The sequence below is a fragment of the Paenibacillus sp. FSL R7-0331 genome, assembly GCF_000758645.1.
Classification (GTDB): domain Bacteria; phylum Bacillota; class Bacilli; order Paenibacillales; family Paenibacillaceae; genus Paenibacillus_AQ; species Paenibacillus_AQ camerounensis.
On the sequence record NZ_CP009284.1, the window covers coordinates 1,383,752 to 1,403,843 of the forward strand.

A 20,092-nucleotide genomic window follows, 5' to 3' on the forward strand; every position below is an offset into this window, starting at 1 on the left:
ATTCCCCTTTCGTATAACCCTTCTAAACAGCAATTCTCTAATTATAGCAGAGATTCCGTCAATGTCCCGATAAGCTCCTGCGGACTGCCTTCATAGACTCCGCCGTGATAGCAGAGGATGGTGCGGACCGGCAGGTCCTTCAGCTTTAGCAGGCTGCGCAGTGCCAGCGGCATATCCGGTGTGGCCGCATCCCATGGTCCGGCCAGCTTACCATCCAGGACACGCAGCTCATCGGCAGCAAGCAGCAGCTCCTGTTCCCGCTGGTAGAGGCAGATATGACCCGGCGTATGCCCGGGAGTATGGATAATCTCAAGCCCGCCCCCCCAGGGCAGCTGTTCAGCATCATGAAGCTCTTCGATTTCCGGCAGCTGCTTCAGCTGCTCCAGAAAACGCCCGAATGCTTCCCGGCGTTCCGGAGGCAGCTGGGCAATCCGTTCCGGGGTCATTTTGAGCATCGGCTGGCTGCCGCTTATAACCGGCAGATCACCCGGATGGGCGAACAGCCGGACACCGGGGAATTGACGGGCAAGTGCGGGAAGATTCCCGATATGGTCTGTATCCTGATGGGTTAGAATGATCCGCTTCAGACTGGAAGGGGCTTCGCCTGCTTCCTCAATGGCTTTAATCAGAGCCTCATACTGGTCAAACATGCCGGTGTCAATCAGCGTCAGCCCGTCTTCGTCTACAAGCAATACAGGATGCACCTGAGATTCCCCCAGCGGGATAGTAAGCACTATAATATTCGGTCTGATCTGCATCGTTAGCTCCGGGAGCGTCTCCCGGATTCACCTCCTGAAAGTTTTGGGGCTATTCTTTTCTTGGACCCCTGATATAATGTAACATTATCTTAGATCAACTGCCTGGTAAAAGCCAGGCTGGGACTGCAGTCGGGAGGGTCCCGTACAGGAGAGGAGAATGAGCGGCTATGCATGATAAAATTGTGCTCGTCACCGGCGGTAACTCCGGTATGGGACTGGCAACAACGATTGAGATGGCCCGCCGGGGAGCCAAGGTAATTATGGCCTGTCGCAGCCGGACGCGGGGCGAAGCAGCACTGGCTGAAGCCCGGCGGCAGAGCGGCTCGCAGGAGATTGAGCTGATGCTGTGTGATCTCGCTTCATTTGATAGCATCCGCAGCTTTGCAGAGGAATTTCTGGCGGCTTATCCGGTATTGGATGTCCTGATCAACAATGCCGGAGTGGTTACCGTCAAGCGGGAGCTGACGCTGGACGGCTACGAGATGGATTTTGGCGTCAATCACCTGGGGCATTTCCTGCTGACTAATCTGCTGCTCGGGGCGCTGAAGAAGGCGGAGCAGGGCAGGGTTGTCGTTGTAGCCTCCGGTGCCTACAAGATTGGCAAGCTCTATCTGGAAGACCATACGCTGTCGCGGGGGTTCAATCCGGCCAAGGCTTACGCCCGCTCCAAGCTGGCCAACATTCTGTTCACGCGTGAGCTGGCTGCCCGCCTGCAGGGCACCGGAGTTACGGTTAATGCAGTCCATCCGGGAGCTGTCGGAACAAGCATCGGAGTGAACCGGGAGACCGGCTTCGGGCGCTCGGTGCTGAAGCTGCTGTCGTACTTCTTCCTGACGCCGGAGCAGGGGGCGGATACCGCCGTTTATCTGGCGACGGCTCCGGAGCTAAGCAATATCAGCGGACAGTATTATTACCGCCGCCAAGTCCAGGAGCTGTCGCCGAGAGCCGCAGATACCAGGGAAGCGGCACGCCTGTGGCAATGGAGCCTGGAGCAGACGGGTCTGGAATTTTAAGAAACTAAGAGGCAATACAATTTGATTAGTATATAGATTGAACTTTAAAAATTAAGTTAAAGGAAAAGTGGCGGAGGGGAATTTTGGAACTGGAAGAGCGGTAGCGACCGCCTGAAAGCTTTTCGCAGAAAAGCTCACTTCGGAAGCATATGCTGTCCTGCGGATTTCCACCGCGAACAGCGGGTATGATCAAGAAATCTGCAGAAGGGCAGCGGCTGGAAGTCCAAATATTCTCTGGAGTCACATGCAATCCCAAAACAGCAATATTCTTAGTTCAGTCTATATAGTATAAATTACTAGGGGGAACAGCAGTATGGCCTGGAACAATTACAGCGTAGAGAATGCAACAATTGAGGATTTAGGGGCAATCGTGGAAATCTATAACTCGACAGTCGCAGGAAGAATGGTTACCGCAGATCTTGAGCCTGTAAGTGTGGAGGACCGGCTGAATTGGTTCCATGAACATAACAGCCATCACCGTCCGCTATGGGTATTGAAGCATGAGGGTGAGATTGCCGCCTGGTTCAGCTTCCAGTCCTTCTACGGGCGTCCCGCGTATAACGGAACCGCTGAGGTCAGCGTCTATGTGAATGAAAAATTCCGCGGCAGGGGAGCCGGCAGCATTTTGCTGGCCAAGGCACTGGAGGAGTGTCCGCGCCTTGGTCTCCAGAATCTGGTCGGGTTTGTGTTCGGCCACAATGAGCCGAGTCTTGCCCTGCTGCGGAAGTTCGGCTTCAAGGAATGGGGGCTGCTTCCCGGTGTTGCTGTAATGGACGGTACCCCGCGTGACCTGGTCATTATCGGAGTCAAACTGTAGCTTCCTGAGCTGTACCGGCGCAGCCTGCTGCTAATGCGGCGGGCATCCGGCGGATTCGATCCAGGTGTCAGACCACTGCTCAAGGTCACGGATAACCGATTCCAGACCCCGGCCTTTATCCGTCAGGGAGTACTGAATCCTTACGGGCGTCTCGGGGAAAACCTCGCGGAGCACGATGCCCTCCTGCTCCAGTTCCTTTAACCGTTCAGACAGGAGCCTGCCGCTGACGGGCAGCGCGGACTCAATGGTGCTGAAACGCTGCGGACCCTGGAGAAGCTGATAGATGATTAAGCCCGTCCAGCGTCTGCCGATAATATCCATGCTTTTTTGCAGCTTTGGACACAGGTCTACGGATTTCATAAGGCTCACCTCTTACTGTACATTATAAACGGAATGACCGCCCGCTAAAACAAATTCGAAGTAAATACAGGATCTGAAAGGAAGATTACCATGGCTAAAAAGAAGCAAAATACCAGTGCTCCGCGCCCCGCTGCAACGGATGCTCCGGCTACACTCAAGGACTTGCTGAGCAGTGATGTATTGAGCAAGCTGAAGGCGCAGTCGGATGCGCTGAAGGCAGAAGAACAGGATAAAAAGGAAGCTGTACGCAAAGCTGCAGAGGATCAGCGTAAGGCTGAGCAGAAGCGGCTGGAGAACGATTTTGCCCATCTTTTGGAGAACAGCAATCAGGATTGGCACAAATTTAAATAATTTTTTACCGGACTGCCGGGTTGACAATTTACACCAGCTCCGATTATATTGGGTTTACTAAGAACAGAAGGGAGGCCGATGGGTCATGATTGGAACAAATGCACAGACACTGCCGCTAAGCCACATCACAACCGCATATGAACAATCTGATCCTACCGCCTTCGTCCGGACGACATGATACGCAGTCTGCTTACCCTGTCTCAATTGAATTAGGGTATGCTTTGAGCCGGCGTTGCCCGGAGCCTCAAGCCGCCCTGCCTTACCCGGAGCCGTATGATCAGAACCTGATCTGCGGCTCTTTTTGTTGTACCTGAACATTTATAAAATACACTACTGTATACTGAGAGGAACTAATACTAGTTATGAATACCAAAGAACAGCAAGCGGGCTATGAGCCCCGCTATAAACATGAGATAGCCCTTCCGGGCGGTGACCTAAAGGTATATGCCAGTGAGCAATTATTCGGCACACTTGATTACAAGGTCCTGGAGATGGCTAACAACAATCTGCAGATTCCCGGCATTGAATACATGAGCTATACTCCGGACGTGCATGTAGGCGTCGGAACCTGCATCGGCACTACTGCAGTCTGGGATGCAGCGTCGGGCTACGTCTCTCCGTCCATCGTGGGCAGCGACATCGGCTGCGGCATGCGGGTGCATCTGACCAATCTGCATAAGGATGATCTGCGAGAGGTGAAGCTGCGCCGTAAGCTGGTGCGTGCGATCGAGAGATACCTGCCGATGGAGCAGCAGCAGCGCGGCCATTATGGTGATATCCGCCTGGAGAATATTGTCCGCAAGGGCCTGCAGGGACTGCCGAACAAGTACATTCCTGACAGCTACACGCCTAAGAAATCGAGCGCGCTGTCACATGTCGAGATCAAGAGGCTCGGCTTTGACGAGGAGATCCTGAACGAGCTGCCGGATATGGCCTGGCACCGCGGCCACCGCCAGCTCGGCACACTCGGCGGAGGGAATCATTTCGTAGAGATTCAAGCAATAGAGATCGCTGAGGAGCAGCGGGCCGTAGCTGAAGCCTGGGGGCTGAAGGACGGGCAGATCGCCGTGATGATCCACTCCGGCTCCCGGGCCTGGGGCGGAATGGTGAACCAGTTCTGCACGCCCGCCTTTGCCAAGGTAATGGGCCAACTGGGACTTGGCAGCGCCGACCCGCGGCTGATTTATGCGCCGCTTGCCCACCCGCAGGCCCAGCGGTACGTTAATCTGATGTACTCCGCGCTCAATTATGCGGTGGTGAACCGTCATCTGATCGCATATGGAGTACGTGAGGCCTTCCGCGACGTGTTCGGCACCAAATGCGAGCTGCGGACGCTATATGATCTGATGCACAATTATGCCTGGGAGGAACAAACCTCCTCCGGCACAAAATTTGTGCACCGCAAAGGGGCGACACGTGCTTTGCCCGCCGGCCACCCGGATAACCCGGCTGCCTATGCCGCGACCGGCCACCCGGCGCTCATCCCCGGCTCTATGGGAACTGCTTCGTATATCATGGCCGGCCAGAGCGGCGGGGAAGAAAATTACTACTCCATCTGCCATGGGGCCGGCCGGATCCGTTCCCGCTCAGCCACAAAACGGCTGGTGTCAGTCCAGGAATTCTCCCGTTCACTTAACGTCGGCAAGGAGGATGAGATCGTAGTCAATCAGCATTCCCTGGAATCTATCATTGACGAATCCCCTCAAGCCTATAAGAATGTAGATGAGATCATAGAAAGCGTTACGGGCGCAGGTCTGGCTGCCGTTGTAGCCAAATGCAAGCCGCTCGCAGCGATAAAGGGGACGAAATAGGATGAAGCAGGAGTATGAGAAGCAGGCTGTAATTTTTCCTTATGATGCAGGTGCCGGCGGTCTGATCAAGGGCTATGACGTGTATGCCCGGCTCGTTGACGGTATTCTTGAAGCCCTTTATACACGCTATAATGTCCGCTATGAGCTGTACGCCAGCGATGATCCGAACAGTGAGTACTGGAAGCTGCTGCAGGATGATGTCCAGTCAGGCAACCCGCAGGTTGAGCATGTCGCGCGGATTTTTGACCGGCTGGAGGACAGAACCTTCGTATATGACGATGACAAGGAGCAGCCGGAGTACAGTATCCATCTGTCGATCCGCAATAATGTGCTGGCCTATCCGTCAATGGGTGTAGCGCTTGCCAGGGTACCTGTGTTCCAGGAAAACGGCATTAATTTTCAGGATTTTGTGTTCGCCGCATCAGATAGCCAGCTGCAGGCCTTTCTCGGCAATGTGCGCAAACGGCAGCGGGAGCAGAACCTTAATAAGGTGACAGTGTTTACCGACCGGCGTAACGGGGTCTGCCGTGAGGATGAACCGATCACCCGGGCGGCTTCCCGTGAGGAGGTCGTACTGGATGCAGCGATTAAGAAGGAGATATTCCGCTCGCTTGACCAGTTTTTTGACGCTGACCGCAGCTTTTACGTCAAATATGATATTCCGTACAAAAGAGGCATTCTGCTCTACGGACATCCCGGCAACGGCAAGACTACGCTCGTCAAATCCATTGCAGGCAGCGTGTCCGGCCCTGTGGTGTACTGGCAGATTACCGAGTATACCAGCAGCGAGTCGGTAAATGAGGTGTTTGAGGCTGCGGCCCGTCTTGCACCGGTGGTGCTGGTCATTGAGGATATAGACTCGATGCCGCAGGAGGTCCGTTCTTTCTTTCTGAATACACTGGACGGGGCAACCTCGAAGGAAGGGATTTTTCTGATCGGTACGACCAACTATCCGGAGAAAATCGATCCCGGCCTCATGAACCGCGCCGGACGCTTTGACCGGGCCTATGAGATCAAGATGCCGAATGAGGCGCTGCGGCTGGAGTTTTTGCGGCTGCGCGGCTTCTCCGCTTTTGCCGGTGAGGAAGGGGTCAGCCTGGCTGCCCGCCTGACCGGAGACTTCTCGCTCACCCAGCTTGGCGAGCTGTATGTCAGCGCCGCACTAGAGTGGCATGAGAACGGCACGGCCGACGTTGAGCAGCTCGTCCGCGGTATGCGCGGCGAGCTGGATAAGGGCCGCAAGCGCGAATGGATGCGGGATGCCTCATCCTCGATCGGTTTTTATTAATAGTAAGGCCGTATACGAGCCATGCTGTCTGCTGAAGTTGAGGCGGACAGCGTGGCTGTTTTCTGTTTTCCGGTAACCTACATAAGTACGTTCTATAATGGATCTATAAGTATTTTAGATAAAGGGTGTAACTTTAAACCCGGTAAAACGTGGTTAGTGTGAGGGGGGAGGGAATGAAGCCGGATTCGCTGGATCATCACTATCAGAGTTATGTTCACGATATACACCGTTATTTGTACGCCCTCTGCCGCAATCACCACCTTGCCGAGGATTTGACACAGGAGACGTTTTACCGGGCCTATCTGTATCTGGAAGACTGCAGGGAAGAGCGGATCAAGCCCTGGCTGTTCCGGGTAGCCTATAATGCCTTTATCGATCATACGCGCAAAGCGCGCCGCAGTGTTCCGGCACAGGACGGGTATTTCAACAGTCTGCCGCACCCGGAAACAACGGAAGAGGTATTTATGCGGAGGCAGAGGATGGAGGCGCTGGCTGTCTCCATCGGCAGGCTTCCGGAGGCGCAGCGTCATGCGCTGCTGCTGCATGATTTTCACGGGATCGCGTATAAGGATGCCTCTGCCATCATGGAGGTAAGCCTGGCGCAATATAAAATACTGATCTTCCGGGCGAGGCAGAAGCTGCGGGAAGAAGAACGGAGGAATAGCGGGCATGAGTGAGGAGTTTAAGGAAAGGCTGCGCAAATACAGTGAAGGCAGCCTGCCGGAGGAAGAACGGGCGGAAATGGAGCAGGAGCTGGAGAAGCTGGAGGCCTACCAGAGCTATCTGGATGAGCTGATGGAGCAGGAGGATAAGCAGTCTGCACAGAAAGCTGCATGGAAATCCGGACGGATGCCGGCTCAAGGCGGGGCTAATTCCAATTTAAAAAAGAAAAAAAAGACGGCATCCGGGGAGAAGCAGATAATCAGCCGGGGCAAATGGAAGGCGCGTTTCTCGAACACCATGACAGTACTGTCTGCTTTTTTGGCTATTACCGTCATCAGTTCGATTATAACGGCTGTTTATTACAGCACCGGAGAACGGGGAGAGACGTACAGGGACGTTATCTCCTCAGCCATTGCAGTTTCGAGTCCCAATACAGTTGTGCATTTAAATTCCAATGCCACATATTTTTTTAGAATGAATTATTCAGGCAGACTGCTGAAGCAGGTCGGAGGTGATCAGGTCGATGCGGGCAGCTACTCTACCCAGATGCTGTTCGGACTTGGCGGAGTAGGAACCTATAACTGGACCGATGAGCGTAATGCCCGCCAATTCTTTACCTATCCGCAGGATGCCGGGTCCCAGGGTATTGACGATAGTGAGCAGTGGGAGCGTCTTGCTAAGCTGCCGGAGGGCACTGTGGCCGAAGCCTATCTTTCTCTTGACCAGCTGTACAGCACCGCTGAGCTGCTGAACAAGCTGAAGCCGCTGAATGTGGCACCCGTGTGGTTCGCTGTGGATGATGGCCTCAGTACAAATGACGTTGTGGTAACCAGCCCGCTGGGCTTCCCGTATCAGCCGATCTGGCATGCTAAGGATATGACAGTACAGTCGACTACAACAGAAAAGCGGGGCTGGTTCGGCAGTGTAACCTCAAGCTCCTCCAGTTTACCTTCCGTTGAAGCCTATGGCAGCAGTGAGCTCCGTGAGAGGAACTTTCTCGATACGCTGCGGCTGCTGGGAGAATATAAACTTCTGTCCCGGAATGCCGGATTTTTCTTAAAGCTGGACGAATCGTTAAGCTATATTGAGAAGAACGGGGTACAGCTATATGGTGTGGTTGTTACAGGACCGGTTAAGGAGCTGCTAAAGCTGCAGGAGAATGCCTGGGTCAGCCATATCCGGATCGGCGAAGTACGGCTGTGGAACTGGCGGGACTAAGGCGGAACGAAGACAGAGCATAGCTGTAACAGGAGCAGACCCTTGGCGGAGAGGCTGCTCTGTGTGCGGATGATAGCGCTTTACTTGCTTCTGTCTGCTGCAAATCGTACAATAATCTGAAAATATGCATTCGCTAAAAGCGATGACAGATGTACGAGATTATGCAGATTAGGAGCTGAATCAGATGAAAATAGGAGTCGTATCCGATACTCATTTATCGCGGTCGGCCAAGGCGCTGCCGCAGACGCTTGTGGAGGAATTCCGTCAGGTGGACCAGATTCTCCATCTCGGAGACTGGGTGGCTATGGAGATCTATGATCTGCTGGCCGAGCTTGCTCCGGTGGAGGGGATTGCCGGCAATAATGACGGCCAGGAGATTATCCGCCGGTTCGGGGAACAGAAGATTGTTACCCTGGACGGGGTGCGGATTGGAATGATCCACGGGCATGCTCCATATTCCCGTAAAGGGACGGACGGCAACGCACTGCTGGCTTTTGAGGGTGAAGAGGTGGATTGCATCCTGTTCGGCCATTCGCATCAGCCGCTGATGCGCAGGGAGAACGGCGTCCTGCTGTTCAACCCGGGCTCGCCTACCGATAAACGGCGTGAGAAGCAGTACTCTTTTGGAATACTGGATATTGAAGACGGTAAGATCAGTGCCCGGCATGTTTTTTACGATTCCAAAGAGTAATGGAGGCAGGGCTTTTATCCAAATGATCCGTTATTCTCTCCATGGTCAGGCTGGGGAGGTTATTTTACAATTTTCCTATAATAAGGCCGCAGTGCTGAAAAGAGGGAACCAGAATGGAAGCTTACCGTTTGGAACAGGTGAAAGGCCAGGATGCGGAGCTGATTGCCCCGCTGTTCGATGATTATAGGGTATTTTACGGGCAGCAGCCCGATCCCGCAGGAGCTTTGCAGTTTATACAGGAGAGGCTGCGGGCAGAAGAGTCGGTTCTTTTTATGGCGGTAAAGGATGAGGCTGGCAGCAGGCAGGCAGGCGGTTTCGTACAGCTCTATCCGTCGTTCTCTTCGCTGACGATGCAGCGGCTGTGGATACTGAATGATCTGTATGTAGCGGAGCATTTGCGCGGACTGGGTCTGGGCAAGCTGCTGCTGTCAGGTATGCGCGAATATGCTTTAAGTACGGGGAGCAAAGGGCTGACGCTGACCACCATGACGGATAATATCCGGGCACAGCGCCTGTATGAGGCTCAGGGCTATATAAGGGATGATGAATTTTATACGTATGATCTTATTTTTAAATGAGAGCTTCAAGTAAGGAGAATTGTAGTGGATAACAGCAGTAAATTAGCAGTGTTTTTTGATCTGGATGATACGCTGTACGACCATCTGGTGCCGTTCCGTGAAGCGGTGCGCGAGGTACTGGCGCCGGATGAGGATAGCCTGGATTACGCGGAATTATTCTATACGGTAAGGCATCACAGCGATCTGCTCTGGCCGAAGTACCTCAGCGGTGAGCTTGAGCTGGAGGTAACGCGGGTGCTGCGGCTGGAGCTGGCTTTTGCCGAGTATGGTATAGCGCTCAGCCGGGAGCAGGCAGAACGTGTACAGGCGGCCTATATCGGGCGGCAGTACACCATTGATATGATTGACGGTGTGGAGGAGCAGATCCGGCACTTTCTTGCACGCGGGCATAAGGTCGGCATTATCACCAACGGGCCGAAGGAGCATCAGACGAATAAGCTGCGGGGCCTCGGCATCGACAAGCTGATTCCGCCGGAGATGATCTTCATTTCGGATGCGGTCGGACTGGCTAAGCCGGACCCGGCGATTTTCAGGCATGTCAATGAGGCTACGGGAACCACTCCGGACCATTCGCTCTATGTCGGCGATACCTGGGATAATGACGTGGTTGGCGCGCTGTCGGCCGGCTGGAAGGTATGCTGGTACAATCCCCGCGGCAGACAGCCGCGTACAGCGCATGTGCCGAGCTATATTTTTGCGGATTATAAGGAGTTCAGCAGGCTTCCCCTGATCTGAGGGGCTGGCGGAATACAAAGATAACAGTAAGCGGCGGAGCCTGGGGCTCGGCCGTTTTTTGCCATTCACAAATACTTGCAGAGAAAATCCATATAGCATGATAGAAAGCATACTCGTCAGGGAGTCATTAATTGTAAAATAGAGTAAAATTATAGAACAAGGAAAGGTTCGCTGACAAATGAAAAAGAATAATCCGCTCCCGTCATCGCCCTTACAAAGAACAGGCAGGAGCAAACTAAAAAAGAAAAGTAAGCGAAGAAGAAAGGTATGGATCACGATTCTGGCGTTTATTTTTATTGCAGGTATCTTGTCCTTTATATTCCGCAAAGAATTATTAATGTTCGGGTTTGATCATGTTGTTGCTCCGACCGTGGAAGGCACGCTTAAACAATCATATGTTCCGCTCAGCCATAACAATGATGAAGCAGAGGATGCTTCAATAAAGCTGGATAAAAGTCTGCCGTTCTCTCTGCTGCTGCTAGGTACGGATCAGCGGGGCAAAGAGAACGGGCTGTCTGATTCGATTATTTACACGGTAGTCCGGCCGAAAGAGAATAAAGTCCTGTTCGTTTCGATTCCGCGAGATTCCTATACAAGAATTGTCGGGGCGGAAGAGGTTAAGGGAGCAAGAAAAAATACCAAAATAAATGCAGCTCATTCATACGGAGGCGCACAGATGAGTGTGGATACGGTTGAGCAGCTGCTGGATGCACCGGTAAATTATTATGCAACGATTAATTTTAGCGGACTGGTTGAGGTGGTGGATGCAATAGGAGGAGTTGAGCTGCCGATTACCAAGCTGATTGAAAATAAGAATCCGGCGCATGAGAAGCTTCGTATTGAACCTGACAAGCCGATTTATACAGGAAATGAAGCCTTAATGTATGTAAGGTACCGGGAGGATTCTGATTTCAAACGTACAGAGCGGCAAAGAATCTTCCTTAAGGCTGTTTTGGACCGGATGAAAAAGTTCAGCAATATCACTAATATCAAAGATATTATGGGGGTTGCCGGGGATAACTTCAAAACAAATATGAGAGCAGAGTTCATGCTGGAGCTGGCGAAGAGGGTTGTTTTTGAAAGCGGCACTCCGCAAATTAACAGCCATATGCTGCAGGGGACCGATAAGCGGACGGATCAGTGGTACTATATTTTGGATGAAGAAGATGTGCAAAGGACTCATGAAAGGATTGAATTGTGGCTGAACCCGGACACGGCAGCGGGTGAGCTGATTTCAGAGGATAGTGTTGAATAGCAGGAAAGATATAAAAAAGAGGGGGCTGAGTGCCCCCTCTTATTTGTATATGAATATAAGGTTAATCCGCAAACGTATAGGTCGGATCAGTCAGCTGGAGCCGCTCCCGGATACCTGGCGTAGCATAGATCTTGTTGTCATCGGTAATAAAGAAGGCCTCAACATCTTCCGGAAGTGACTGCAGATAAGCCATCCCTTCCTCCAGACCCATCAGGAATACGCCGGTGGACAGGGCATCCGCATCTGTCGCGCTTGGGCTCATAATCGTGATGCTCTTCAGCCCGTTCTGGGAAGGATAACCTGTCCGCGGGTCAAGAATATGGTGGTAACGGACGCCATCCTGCATAAAATAGCGCTCATATACACCGGAAGCATCAATGACCTCATCGGTGATTTTGATAGTGCCCAGCTGGGTGCCGCGGCTCTGGTCCGGGTCCTGCAGGCCGATATTCCAAGGGGAGCCGTTCGGCTTGTTGCCAAGGGCGATAATGCTGCTGCCGCCAAGGTTAATCATCGCGCTGTCCAGTCCCTGCTCCTTCAAATAATCGGCGATCCGGTCAGCAGCATAACCTTTGCCGATCCCGCCCATATCAAGCACCATGCCTTCTCTGGCAAGCTTGATGGTCTTGGCGTTCTCATCAATAATAATATCCTTATAATTGGCCAGGCTCTTTGCGGCGTCAATTGCAGCCTGATCCGGTACACGCTCGCCGCCTTCGCCGATCGCCCATAGATCCACCAGCGGTCCGATTGTCGGCTCATACAGCCCGTCCATCTCTTCGGCGTACTTGATAGACAGCTTTACAATATCGAGGGTTTCGTCGGATACAGCTACGGCTTCTTTGCCGGCCGCCCGGTTCACGGCATACAGTTCTCCGTCTTCCTTGGTACGGCTGAACTGGGTATCCATACGCTCCAGCATGCTCTGGATATCATCCATATTCTGCTGGGTGGCATCGTTGCCGAATATCTTGATGTTTACAACGGTATCATAGATATAAAAAGTCTGCGCCAGCGACTTGGTGCCCCCTTCTTCGGCTACGGTTGCGCCTCCCGGGGTTTCGGTTGCAGCAGTATTGCCGCTGTCATCCCCTTTGCCTCCGGCAACAAGCCAGATAACAACAGCCGCAATAATGACCAGTCCGGCCAGAATAAGCAGTAATTTTTTGTTTTTAAACATATTCCACCATCCATTAATGTAGTTTCTTCATCACATCCTTCTTATCATACCCCAGAAAGAATAGGAATGGATACTCCTTTCATGACATTTTACGGAGATCAGAGCAGCGCAGTTAGACAAACGGCAGGTAAAGAGCCAGCGGCTAATTTGCAAAAAAAATCAAATTTTAAATAAATGGTTGTCATCTGCCGGCAGACATGTTAAATTAATTACTGACCGTATGACCGAAAAAATAATTTAGTCATTTTTGCTGCTGTTACCTTAGAAGGGAGCCCGATCTATGTCTATCGACCGCAAGTCATTAATCCTGCAGGCGGCAACCAAATCCTTTGTGCAGTTCGGTTATAAAGCGACGACAATGGAGCAGGTCTCCAAGATCGCCAATGTAGGCAAGGGAACAATCTATACGTTCTTCAAGACCAAGGAAGAGCTGTTTGAGGAAATTCTGGACAAGGCCACCCAGGAGCTAACCTCGGTTATGAACCGGATCGCGGCTGAGGATAACACCTTTATTCATAAACTGTTTAATCTGCTTGATTCCATTCTGGAGTTCCGCTCCGATCATGAGCTGTTCGTCAAGCTTGCCCAGGAAGTGCGCGACATCGGTACAGTGCAGGCGCTTGAAGGGGTTAAGCGGATGGAGGACTATGCACTGGACTTTCTGAGACAGCAGATTGAGACAGCAATCAGCAGCGGTGAAGTGAAGCCCTGCGATTCCAGTGTGGCTGCGTTTATGATCCTGCGTCTATACCTGGCGCTGACAACGGAATGGAATAAAGCCCATGAGCCGCTGGATGAAGCCCGGATCAAGGAGCACATGATGCTGTTTATTTCAAACGGCATTCTCAAGTAATAATGAACATCCTGGCCTGTAGCGGGCTATTTTTTTCCGCTAATAATGAATGCTTATGAAAGTTTTCATGAATTTACAAATAAAAGATTGAGGGTGAAGCCTGTGAGAGCCATTAATGTGTTCTGGAAGGATTTAAAAAACCTGCTCGGGAAACCGATGCTGCTGATTACGCTGCTTGGTGTGGCGGCACTGCCGATGCTGTACAGCGGATTCCTTGTTGAAGGCTCCTGGGACCCTTACGGAAATACAGGCAAGCTTCCCGTCGCTGTAGTTAACCTGGATAAGGGGGCGCAGTACGAGGGGAAAACGATGGATGCCGGTAATGATTTTGTGGACGAGTTAAAATCAAACACCGACTTCAACTGGAAATTCGTGGATGCCGCCGAAGCGGAAGACGGCATGGCGCATAACCGCTATTATATGACGATTACGATTCCTGCTGATTTCTCGCAAAACGCGACTACCCTGACGCAGGAAAATCCGGTGCAGGCGGAGATTATTTTTGAACCGAACAGCGATTATAACTTTGTCGCCGGCCAGATCGGCAACAGTGCGATGAATAAGCTGAAGTCGAAGCTGTCCGCCAAAATAACCGAAGCGTACACACGGAGCATGTATGATCAGGTAGATACAATTGCTGCAGGGCTTGGTGATGCCGGCAGCGGGGCAAGTGAGCTGCAGGAGGGTGCGGACAAGCTGACAAACGGCTTGTCTACGCTCAAAACCAATCTGAGTAAGCTGTCGAGCGGCACAACGGAGCTTCAGAGCGGCCTGAAGCTGCTCTATAAGGGAGCAGGCACGCTGAATGACGGCACAGGCACACTGACAGACGGTACCGCTGACCTTGCCAGCGGCCTGAGCCAGCTCTCCAAGGCGGAGCAGCAGCTGCAGGAAGGCGCTGCGAAGTCGCAGAGCGGAGCCTCGCAGCTGGCCGCCGGGCTGGCGGATGCCAAGGACGGCAGCGGCCAGCTGACCGCAGGGCTGACAGCCTCGGAGGCGGCGAGCGGCCAGCTGGCGGCCGGTGCAGAGCAGGTAGCAGCCGGGCTTGAGCAGATGCTCGCGGCGACGCCGGAGCTGCAAGACAGCGAGCAGTTCCAGCAGCTGCTGGCTGCGAGCAAGCAGGTGGCCGCCGGCAGCGCGCAGCTGCACAGCGGCCAGGAGCAGCTGCTGGCGGGCAGCACGCAGCTGACGGAGGCGCAGCAGCAGCTGTATGACGGCGCTGCTGCACTGAGCAGCGGCGGAACGCAGCTGGTCACCGGCCTGAGCACATTCGGCGACAAGCTGAATGCTGCGACCTCCGGCAGCAGCACGCTGGCTGCCGGAGCTTCGGCCCTGAAGCAGGGTGCTTCGCAGCTGGCTGAGGGGCTGACGAAGCTGGCCGGAGGCGTCGACGGCCTGTCAGAGGGCGCCGGCCAGCTGACGGACGGCGCCGGTGAGCTGCAGGACGGCTCCGGCAAGCTTGCCAGCGGCAGCGGAGAGCTGGCGCAGAAGCTGAATGATGCTGCTGCTGATACAGCAAGCGTCAATTCCAGCGATGACACGGTAAGCATGTTCGCTGAGCCGGTCAAGCTGGTCGAGAACACTGACCGTAAGCTGGATCATTACGGGCTGGGCATCGCCCCGTATTTCTTATCGCTTGCGCTCTTTATGGGAGCTCTGGTGTTCACAACGGTATTCTCCCTGCGGGAATCCAGTGTGCCGGATGCATCCCCGATGGGCCGGTTCGCTAGCCGTACGCTAATGTTCATGCTGGTCAGTGTACTGCAGTCAGTGCTTGCCGATGCAGTCCTCCTGTACGGCTTGAAGCTGGAGGTGCAGAGCGTACCGCTGTTCTATCTGTTCACGCTGATCGTCAGCTTCACCTTCACGATGATTGTCCAGGCGCTCGTAACCTGGCTGGATAATCCGGGCCGTTTCCTGGCGATCGTGCTGATGATCTTCCAGCTGACCTCCAGTGCCGGGACCTTCCCGCTGGAGCTGCTTCCGCAGTGGATGCAGAAGGTTAACCCCTGGCTGCCGATGACTCACAGCATTGTCGGCTACAAAGCGATCATCGCCAGCGGTGACTACGCATTGATGCGTGAGCAGATTGTCTATCTGCTGAGCTATGCCGCCGTGTTCCTCGGTCTGACGTTCTTCTACTTCCTGCGCCAGAGCGGCAAACGGACAAAAACCTCCGTTCAGGAGCTGACAGTTTAAATGAAATGAAAAACTCCCGCACGCCTGCGAAGGCGGTGCGGGAGTTTTGGTGTGCGGAGCGGCGGATGGCTGCGGGCAGCGCAGCTGTGGGGGAGGGGGATGGCTAATCCAGCATGTACTCCCTGTATTTGTTCTTTCGTGGATTCAGGACAAACCAAATGCCGCTGGCATAACCGGATACGGCGTTAAAATTGCGCTTCAGCGTAGACTTACCGGTCAGATATGTAAGCGTCCAGAGGAGGGCGGCGTAATTTTTGACCGGTGCTTTGCGCAGATTAAGCAGATAGTAATGATTCACCGCCGTAGCCCGGGCTACGCGTCCGGCTTTATCCCGGGAACTCGGCGACTCATGATGGGTAATCTTCATCTCGGGGTTGATGACAAGCTTGCCGTATCTGCTGGCCAGATGGCACATGTAGATGTCGTCAGCCACGGCATAGCTGGTCATCCATGGATAAGGCTTCATGTCCTTGAGTGCCTCACGCTTGAACGACATGTTGCAGCCGTGGAAGAAGTCGGTCTCAAAAATATTCTCCGTTTCTCCCCAGAGCAGCAGTGAGCCTGCAAGGGTGCTTGCTGACAGCCTGCCCGGTGAAGCCGACATCTGGCAGGTCAGTCTGCCGAGCAGCTTCCCGGATGCACTGCTGGACAGGCCCTTGGCGATGCCGCCGACGCCGGCAATGGAAGGATCGGATGCATAGGTGTCGAGCATCCGGCGGATATAGAGCGGGTCGTCCAGCTCGGCATCATCATCGAAGCTCAGCACGATCTCTCCGTCGATCAGCCCGAGTGCTTCATAGCGGGAGAGCCAGACGCCGGGCTTGGTTTTGCGGTAGTAATGCAGCTCGGCATTAGGCATCTGGGCCAGCACCTTACGGAAATGCGCCAGGACATTGTGATCAATCTCGCCGTCATCAACAATCAGCAGCTCGATTGAGACATCCTCCAGCTCGGTTTGCCTGCCAATGGATTCAATGCACAGCGTAAGATCGCTGATCCGGTTGCGCGTGGGAATGACTATGGATACATCATGCATGCTGCTGCTCCTTCCGGGACGCCCTGAGCCGTCCGTTTGACTTGGATTAAGAATGCTGCCGGATAAATCTTGTTAACCCAAGTGTACCCTCACCCCGGGGAGGCCGTATATACCACTTTTGTGTACTTTTTTGCTGCAGGATTGTACCAGAGGGGCGCTACGATGCCTGCGAGTGCCACTATACTCAATTTAGCTGGAAAATCGCCACTTAATGCTTCTATAGTATTCCGCAGCAATACATTAGTTGGAAAAACGCCACTTAAAATAATGGGTTTTACCCGTAATGCCGCAAATTGATCAGATTAGATGGCGATTTTCCACCTAAATTCTATAAACACTAAGTAAAGTTAGAATTAGCTGGTGAAAATCGAACTATTGTTTACGTATTGTCTGTAGCGGTGCTTTTTCCTCCGTAGAGGAATATACGGAGCCGCAAAATACGTTTGTATTTTTAGGTTTTTAACTATATAATTGTAAGTGACGTATTATTTGTTAATGAAACAGGAGGTACTCACAATGAGAATAGATGTATGGTCTGATTATGCCTGCCCCTTCTGCTATATCGGCAAAAGACGGCTGGAGCACGCGCTGAGCCAGTTCCCGGACCGCGATAAGGTGGAGGTTGTATTCCGCAGCTTCCAGCTTGACCCGACAGCACGGACGGATGAAAGCAGAGATATCCATGAAATGCTGGCCTCCAAGTATGGAATGACCCGCGATAAGGCTGTAGCGATGAACGAACAGCTTGCAGAGCAGGCGCAGGGCGTCGGGCTGCAGTTTAATTTTGACACGCTGGTGCCTTCCAATACTTTTGACGGACACCGCCTGAGTCATTACGCTGCCACCAAAGGCAAAGACAAGGAGCTGACTGAACGTCTGCTAAAAGCGTACTTCACCGATTCGGTGAACGTCGGCAAGCATGATGTCCTGGCTTCGCTGGCTGCCGAAACGGGTCTTGATGCGGAGGAGGTATCTGCCGTCCTGAACAGCGATGCTTATTCGGCTGAGGTGAATCAGGATATTGACGCGGCCCGCCAGCTGAATGTGACCGGTGTACCATTCTTTGTCTTCAATAATAAGTATGCCGTATCCGGTGCGCAGCCCGGACCGGTATTCACAGAGGTGCTCGACACCGTCTGGGCGGAAGAGCAGAGCAAGCCTGCACTGCAGGTTGTCGGCCAGCCCAAATCCCAGACGCCGGACGGCGAAGGCTGCGATGACGGCTCCTGCAGCATCTGATTGCTGAACTGCAGCGGATTAAAGAATCCGCTGCAGATGGCTAAATGGACCGGAGATTGCCGGTTTTAATTGGAAACTGATCCAGCCGCCCCGGCTAACGGACACCAGGGATGTTATTATGCCTCTATCCAGTAACTATGGATTCTAACGGACTCAGATGACGCTATCGGCTTCCGTAATCTGAATTTACGGGTGATTTTCGGCAAATTAGAGCAACAGAGTCCGTTAGCCCGGAAAATAGGCGGATTTTTGCTGAATAAGAGCAATACGGTCCGTTAGAATTACCGGCGTAGTTTCCTGCGTGATGCAGCTTACACAATAAAACGCCAGATCTCCGGCAAATGGAGATCTGGCGTTTTTGCGATAGATTCACATGATATGTGACGATGATTCCTGCAAGCCCGCAGCTTACAGCATTAAACCGCAGCAAACATCGCAGCAGCGCCCCGGCTGCTATCTGAACGAAGTCACGAAGCTGGCGAACAGCGTCCGCACATCGTAATGGTACTGGCGGATTGGTTCCACAGGACGGCCCATGCCGAGCAGGGTGTAGACAGCGGTCCGCGCTGCACGTACAGAGTACTCTTCGGTGAACACAACGTCGTCGGGGATTTCGCAGAACTGGCTGATAAAAGCCAGATTGGTTGAGCCGTACGGCACCACCTGCGGCCGGTCGGTGCCAAGCCGCGGCATGAACTGGGACGTAATGTACGGCATCATGCACGGGATACAGTTGGCTGTCGCCATGATCTCATCCCGGTGCGCTTCAAAATGCAGATGGCCGATCAGCTCCTGCATAATCTCTTCCCCGGTACAGTCGCACATTCTTTTGTTGACGAAATCGCCGACCTTGTCCGGATAGAGCCCGTAGCCCCAGAATACCTTGACATGCTCCGGCTGATTGCGGAAATGCGGCTGGAAGGCCAGCACAACCGACATGAACCAGCTGGAATCCTTGAAGGTGACAAGCGCGCCTGTGCCGGCCCGGTTGCGGGTGAATTGCTCCATCAGGTCAAAGAAGACGGAATCCTGAAAGGTGACGGTGAACGACTCCCATTTTGATTCGTCCACATAATCAGCGAAAGGAGACGGATTGCCAAGCCCTGGCTTTTTGGCGGCGATGTTCTCCCACAGCTTCCAGGAGCTGCCTTTGCCGTTCAGTTCAGGGGCAGCCGTCATGGAGCCGAGGCTTGAGCCTTCGGTCATGGAGCCGTTCGTGACGATGACGAGGTCGCCTTCTTTTACCTCAATGACATCCGCAACACCCTCGCGCAGCACGTTCATCTGAGTAACTGTAATGCCGTCGCCGTCCTTGAACTGCAGGTCGGTTACGGTACATTTTAATGAAAAGTCCACGCCCAGCGGCTCCAGATACTTTTGCAGCGGCAGAATAATGGAATCATACTGGTTATAAGGAGTGCGCGTTACCCCCTCCAGCGTCTGAATCCGCGGAAACTCATGCATGAAGCGGAGCATATACCGTTTGAACTCAACTGCACTGTGCCAAGGCTGGAAAGCGAAGGTGGTCGCCCACATATACCAGAAATTTGTCTCAAAAAAATGCGGTCCGAACCAGTCATTAATCCGTGCCTTGCCCATCGCTTCCTCCGGAGTAATGATCAGCTTGCCCATCGCCAGCCGGTCGGCCATATCGAAGCCCATCGACAGCACATCCTGAACCTTGCCGCTGCGGTCGATCAGCCGCGCATTGGAATGCGTGGGATTCGCAGTATCGAAGGCGATGATCTCCTCGCGCACCGATTGTCCCGGATGATCAATAGAGGGAATGGTGCTCAGCAGCTCCCACAGATTTTCATATACTTCATCGTTAAGCATCCGTCCGCCGCGGATCACATAACCCTGATCCACATCGCCTATACCGTCATTGCTGCCGCCGAGAATGTGCATTTCTTCAATAATATGAATATCTGATCCCGCAAAATTACAGTCCCTGACGAGATAAGCCGCTCCCGCAAGGGATGCAATGCCGCCGCCTACAAAATAAACCTGCCGGTTACCATATTCTTTTGTCACAAAAGTCGCCTCC

At 53.2% G+C, this 20,092-nt stretch carries 19 protein-coding genes; 14 read left to right on the forward strand and 5 right to left on the reverse strand.

Going from position 1 to position 20,092, the window contains the following annotated elements:
• Positions 1-41: 41 nt before the first annotated feature.
• Positions 42-758: an MBL fold metallo-hydrolase gene (locus R70331_RS05950; RefSeq protein WP_042173696.1), complete on the reverse strand. Its 717-nt coding sequence runs from the start codon at positions 756-758 to the stop codon at positions 42-44.
• A gap of 167 nt (positions 759-925) precedes the next feature.
• On the opposite strand from R70331_RS05950, the gene R70331_RS05955 reads away from it, so the two are divergent.
• Together R70331_RS05955 and R70331_RS05960 are read left to right on the forward strand one after the other, a co-directional pair.
• Entirely contained in the window at positions 926-1,771 is an 846-nt protein-coding gene (locus tag R70331_RS05955) for an SDR family oxidoreductase (RefSeq protein ID WP_042173697.1), read from the forward strand.
• A gap of 313 nt (positions 1,772-2,084) precedes the next feature.
• Positions 2,085-2,588 carry a GNAT family N-acetyltransferase gene (locus tag R70331_RS05960; protein WP_042173699.1) on the forward strand — a complete coding sequence of 168 codons (504 nt, stop codon included), beginning with the start codon at positions 2,085-2,087 and terminating at the stop codon, positions 2,586-2,588.
• A gap of 30 nt (positions 2,589-2,618) precedes the next feature.
• Here R70331_RS05960 and R70331_RS05965 read toward each other — a convergent pair whose 3' ends face one another.
• Positions 2,619-2,948 (reverse strand): winged helix-turn-helix transcriptional regulator, encoded by a 330-nt coding sequence (locus tag R70331_RS05965; RefSeq protein WP_042173701.1) that lies wholly within the window; start codon positions 2,946-2,948, stop codon positions 2,619-2,621.
• A 90-nt stretch (positions 2,949-3,038) separates the two neighbouring features.
• Here R70331_RS05965 and R70331_RS05970 point away from each other — a divergent pair, with 90 nt between their 5' ends.
• The 9 genes from R70331_RS05970 to R70331_RS06010 all read left to right on the forward strand — a co-directional run bounded on the left by R70331_RS05970 (position 3,039) and on the right by R70331_RS06010 (position 11,538).
• Entirely contained in the window at positions 3,039-3,299 is a 261-nt protein-coding gene (locus R70331_RS05970) for a YqkE family protein (protein ID WP_042173703.1), read from the forward strand.
• Between the two features lie 362 nt (positions 3,300-3,661).
• Positions 3,662-5,110 carry an RtcB family protein gene (locus R70331_RS05975; RefSeq protein WP_042173705.1) on the forward strand — a complete coding sequence of 483 codons (1,449 nt, stop codon included), beginning with the start codon at positions 3,662-3,664 and terminating at the stop codon, positions 5,108-5,110.
• Between the two features lies 1 nt (position 5,111).
• Positions 5,112-6,398 (forward strand): AAA family ATPase, encoded by a 1,287-nt coding sequence (locus R70331_RS05980; protein ID WP_042173707.1) that lies wholly within the window; start codon positions 5,112-5,114, stop codon positions 6,396-6,398.
• 173 nt (positions 6,399-6,571) lie between these two features.
• Entirely contained in the window at positions 6,572-7,075 is a 504-nt protein-coding gene (locus R70331_RS05985; protein WP_042173709.1) for a sigma-70 family RNA polymerase sigma factor, read from the forward strand.
• Positions 7,068-8,279 (forward strand): anti-sigma factor, encoded by a 1,212-nt coding sequence (locus R70331_RS05990; protein WP_042173711.1) that lies wholly within the window; start codon positions 7,068-7,070, stop codon positions 8,277-8,279. The genes R70331_RS05985 and R70331_RS05990 overlap by 8 nt, the downstream gene beginning before the upstream one ends.
• Before the next feature lie 184 nt (positions 8,280-8,463).
• Entirely contained in the window at positions 8,464-8,970 is a 507-nt protein-coding gene (locus tag R70331_RS05995) for a metallophosphoesterase family protein (RefSeq protein WP_042173713.1), read from the forward strand.
• A 113-nt stretch (positions 8,971-9,083) separates the two neighbouring features.
• Entirely contained in the window at positions 9,084-9,548 is a 465-nt protein-coding gene (locus R70331_RS06000) for a GNAT family N-acetyltransferase (protein WP_042173715.1), read from the forward strand.
• 24 nt (positions 9,549-9,572) lie between these two features.
• Complete coding sequence (locus R70331_RS06005) at positions 9,573-10,283, forward strand: HAD family hydrolase (protein ID WP_081947487.1); 711 nt, start codon at positions 9,573-9,575, stop codon at positions 10,281-10,283.
• 178 nt (positions 10,284-10,461) lie between these two features.
• Entirely contained in the window at positions 10,462-11,538 is a 1,077-nt protein-coding gene (locus tag R70331_RS06010) for an LCP family protein (RefSeq protein ID WP_042173721.1), read from the forward strand.
• A 61-nt stretch (positions 11,539-11,599) separates the two neighbouring features.
• Here R70331_RS06010 and R70331_RS06015 read toward each other — a convergent pair whose 3' ends face one another.
• Complete coding sequence (locus R70331_RS06015) at positions 11,600-12,718, reverse strand: FAD:protein FMN transferase (RefSeq protein ID WP_042173723.1); 1,119 nt, start codon at positions 12,716-12,718, stop codon at positions 11,600-11,602.
• A 280-nt stretch (positions 12,719-12,998) separates the two neighbouring features.
• On the opposite strand from R70331_RS06015, the gene R70331_RS06020 reads away from it, so the two are divergent.
• Positions 12,999-13,571 (forward strand): TetR/AcrR family transcriptional regulator, encoded by a 573-nt coding sequence (locus tag R70331_RS06020; RefSeq protein ID WP_042173725.1) that lies wholly within the window; start codon positions 12,999-13,001, stop codon positions 13,569-13,571.
• A gap of 102 nt (positions 13,572-13,673) precedes the next feature.
• Positions 13,674-15,770, forward strand: coding sequence for a YhgE/Pip domain-containing protein (locus tag R70331_RS06025; protein WP_042173727.1), 2,097 nt, complete (start codon positions 13,674-13,676; stop codon positions 15,768-15,770).
• 103 nt (positions 15,771-15,873) lie between these two features.
• Here R70331_RS06025 and R70331_RS06030 read toward each other — a convergent pair whose 3' ends face one another.
• The gene (locus R70331_RS06030; protein ID WP_042173729.1) at positions 15,874-16,806 is read right to left on the reverse strand and encodes a glycosyltransferase family 2 protein; all 933 of its coding nucleotides are present in this window, start codon (positions 16,804-16,806) and stop codon (positions 15,874-15,876) included.
• A 516-nt stretch (positions 16,807-17,322) separates the two neighbouring features.
• Between R70331_RS06030 and R70331_RS06035 the strand changes: the two genes are divergently transcribed.
• A complete protein-coding gene (locus R70331_RS06035) occupies positions 17,323-18,045 on the forward strand; it encodes a DsbA family oxidoreductase (protein WP_042173732.1) in 723 nt (240 codons plus the stop codon).
• Positions 18,046-18,498: 453 nt separating this feature from the next.
• Here the strand turns inward: R70331_RS06035 and R70331_RS06040 are convergent, their stop codons facing one another.
• Entirely contained in the window at positions 18,499-20,079 is a 1,581-nt protein-coding gene (locus R70331_RS06040) for an oleate hydratase (RefSeq protein WP_081947488.1), read from the reverse strand.
• Between the last annotated feature and the right edge of the window lie 13 nt (positions 20,080-20,092).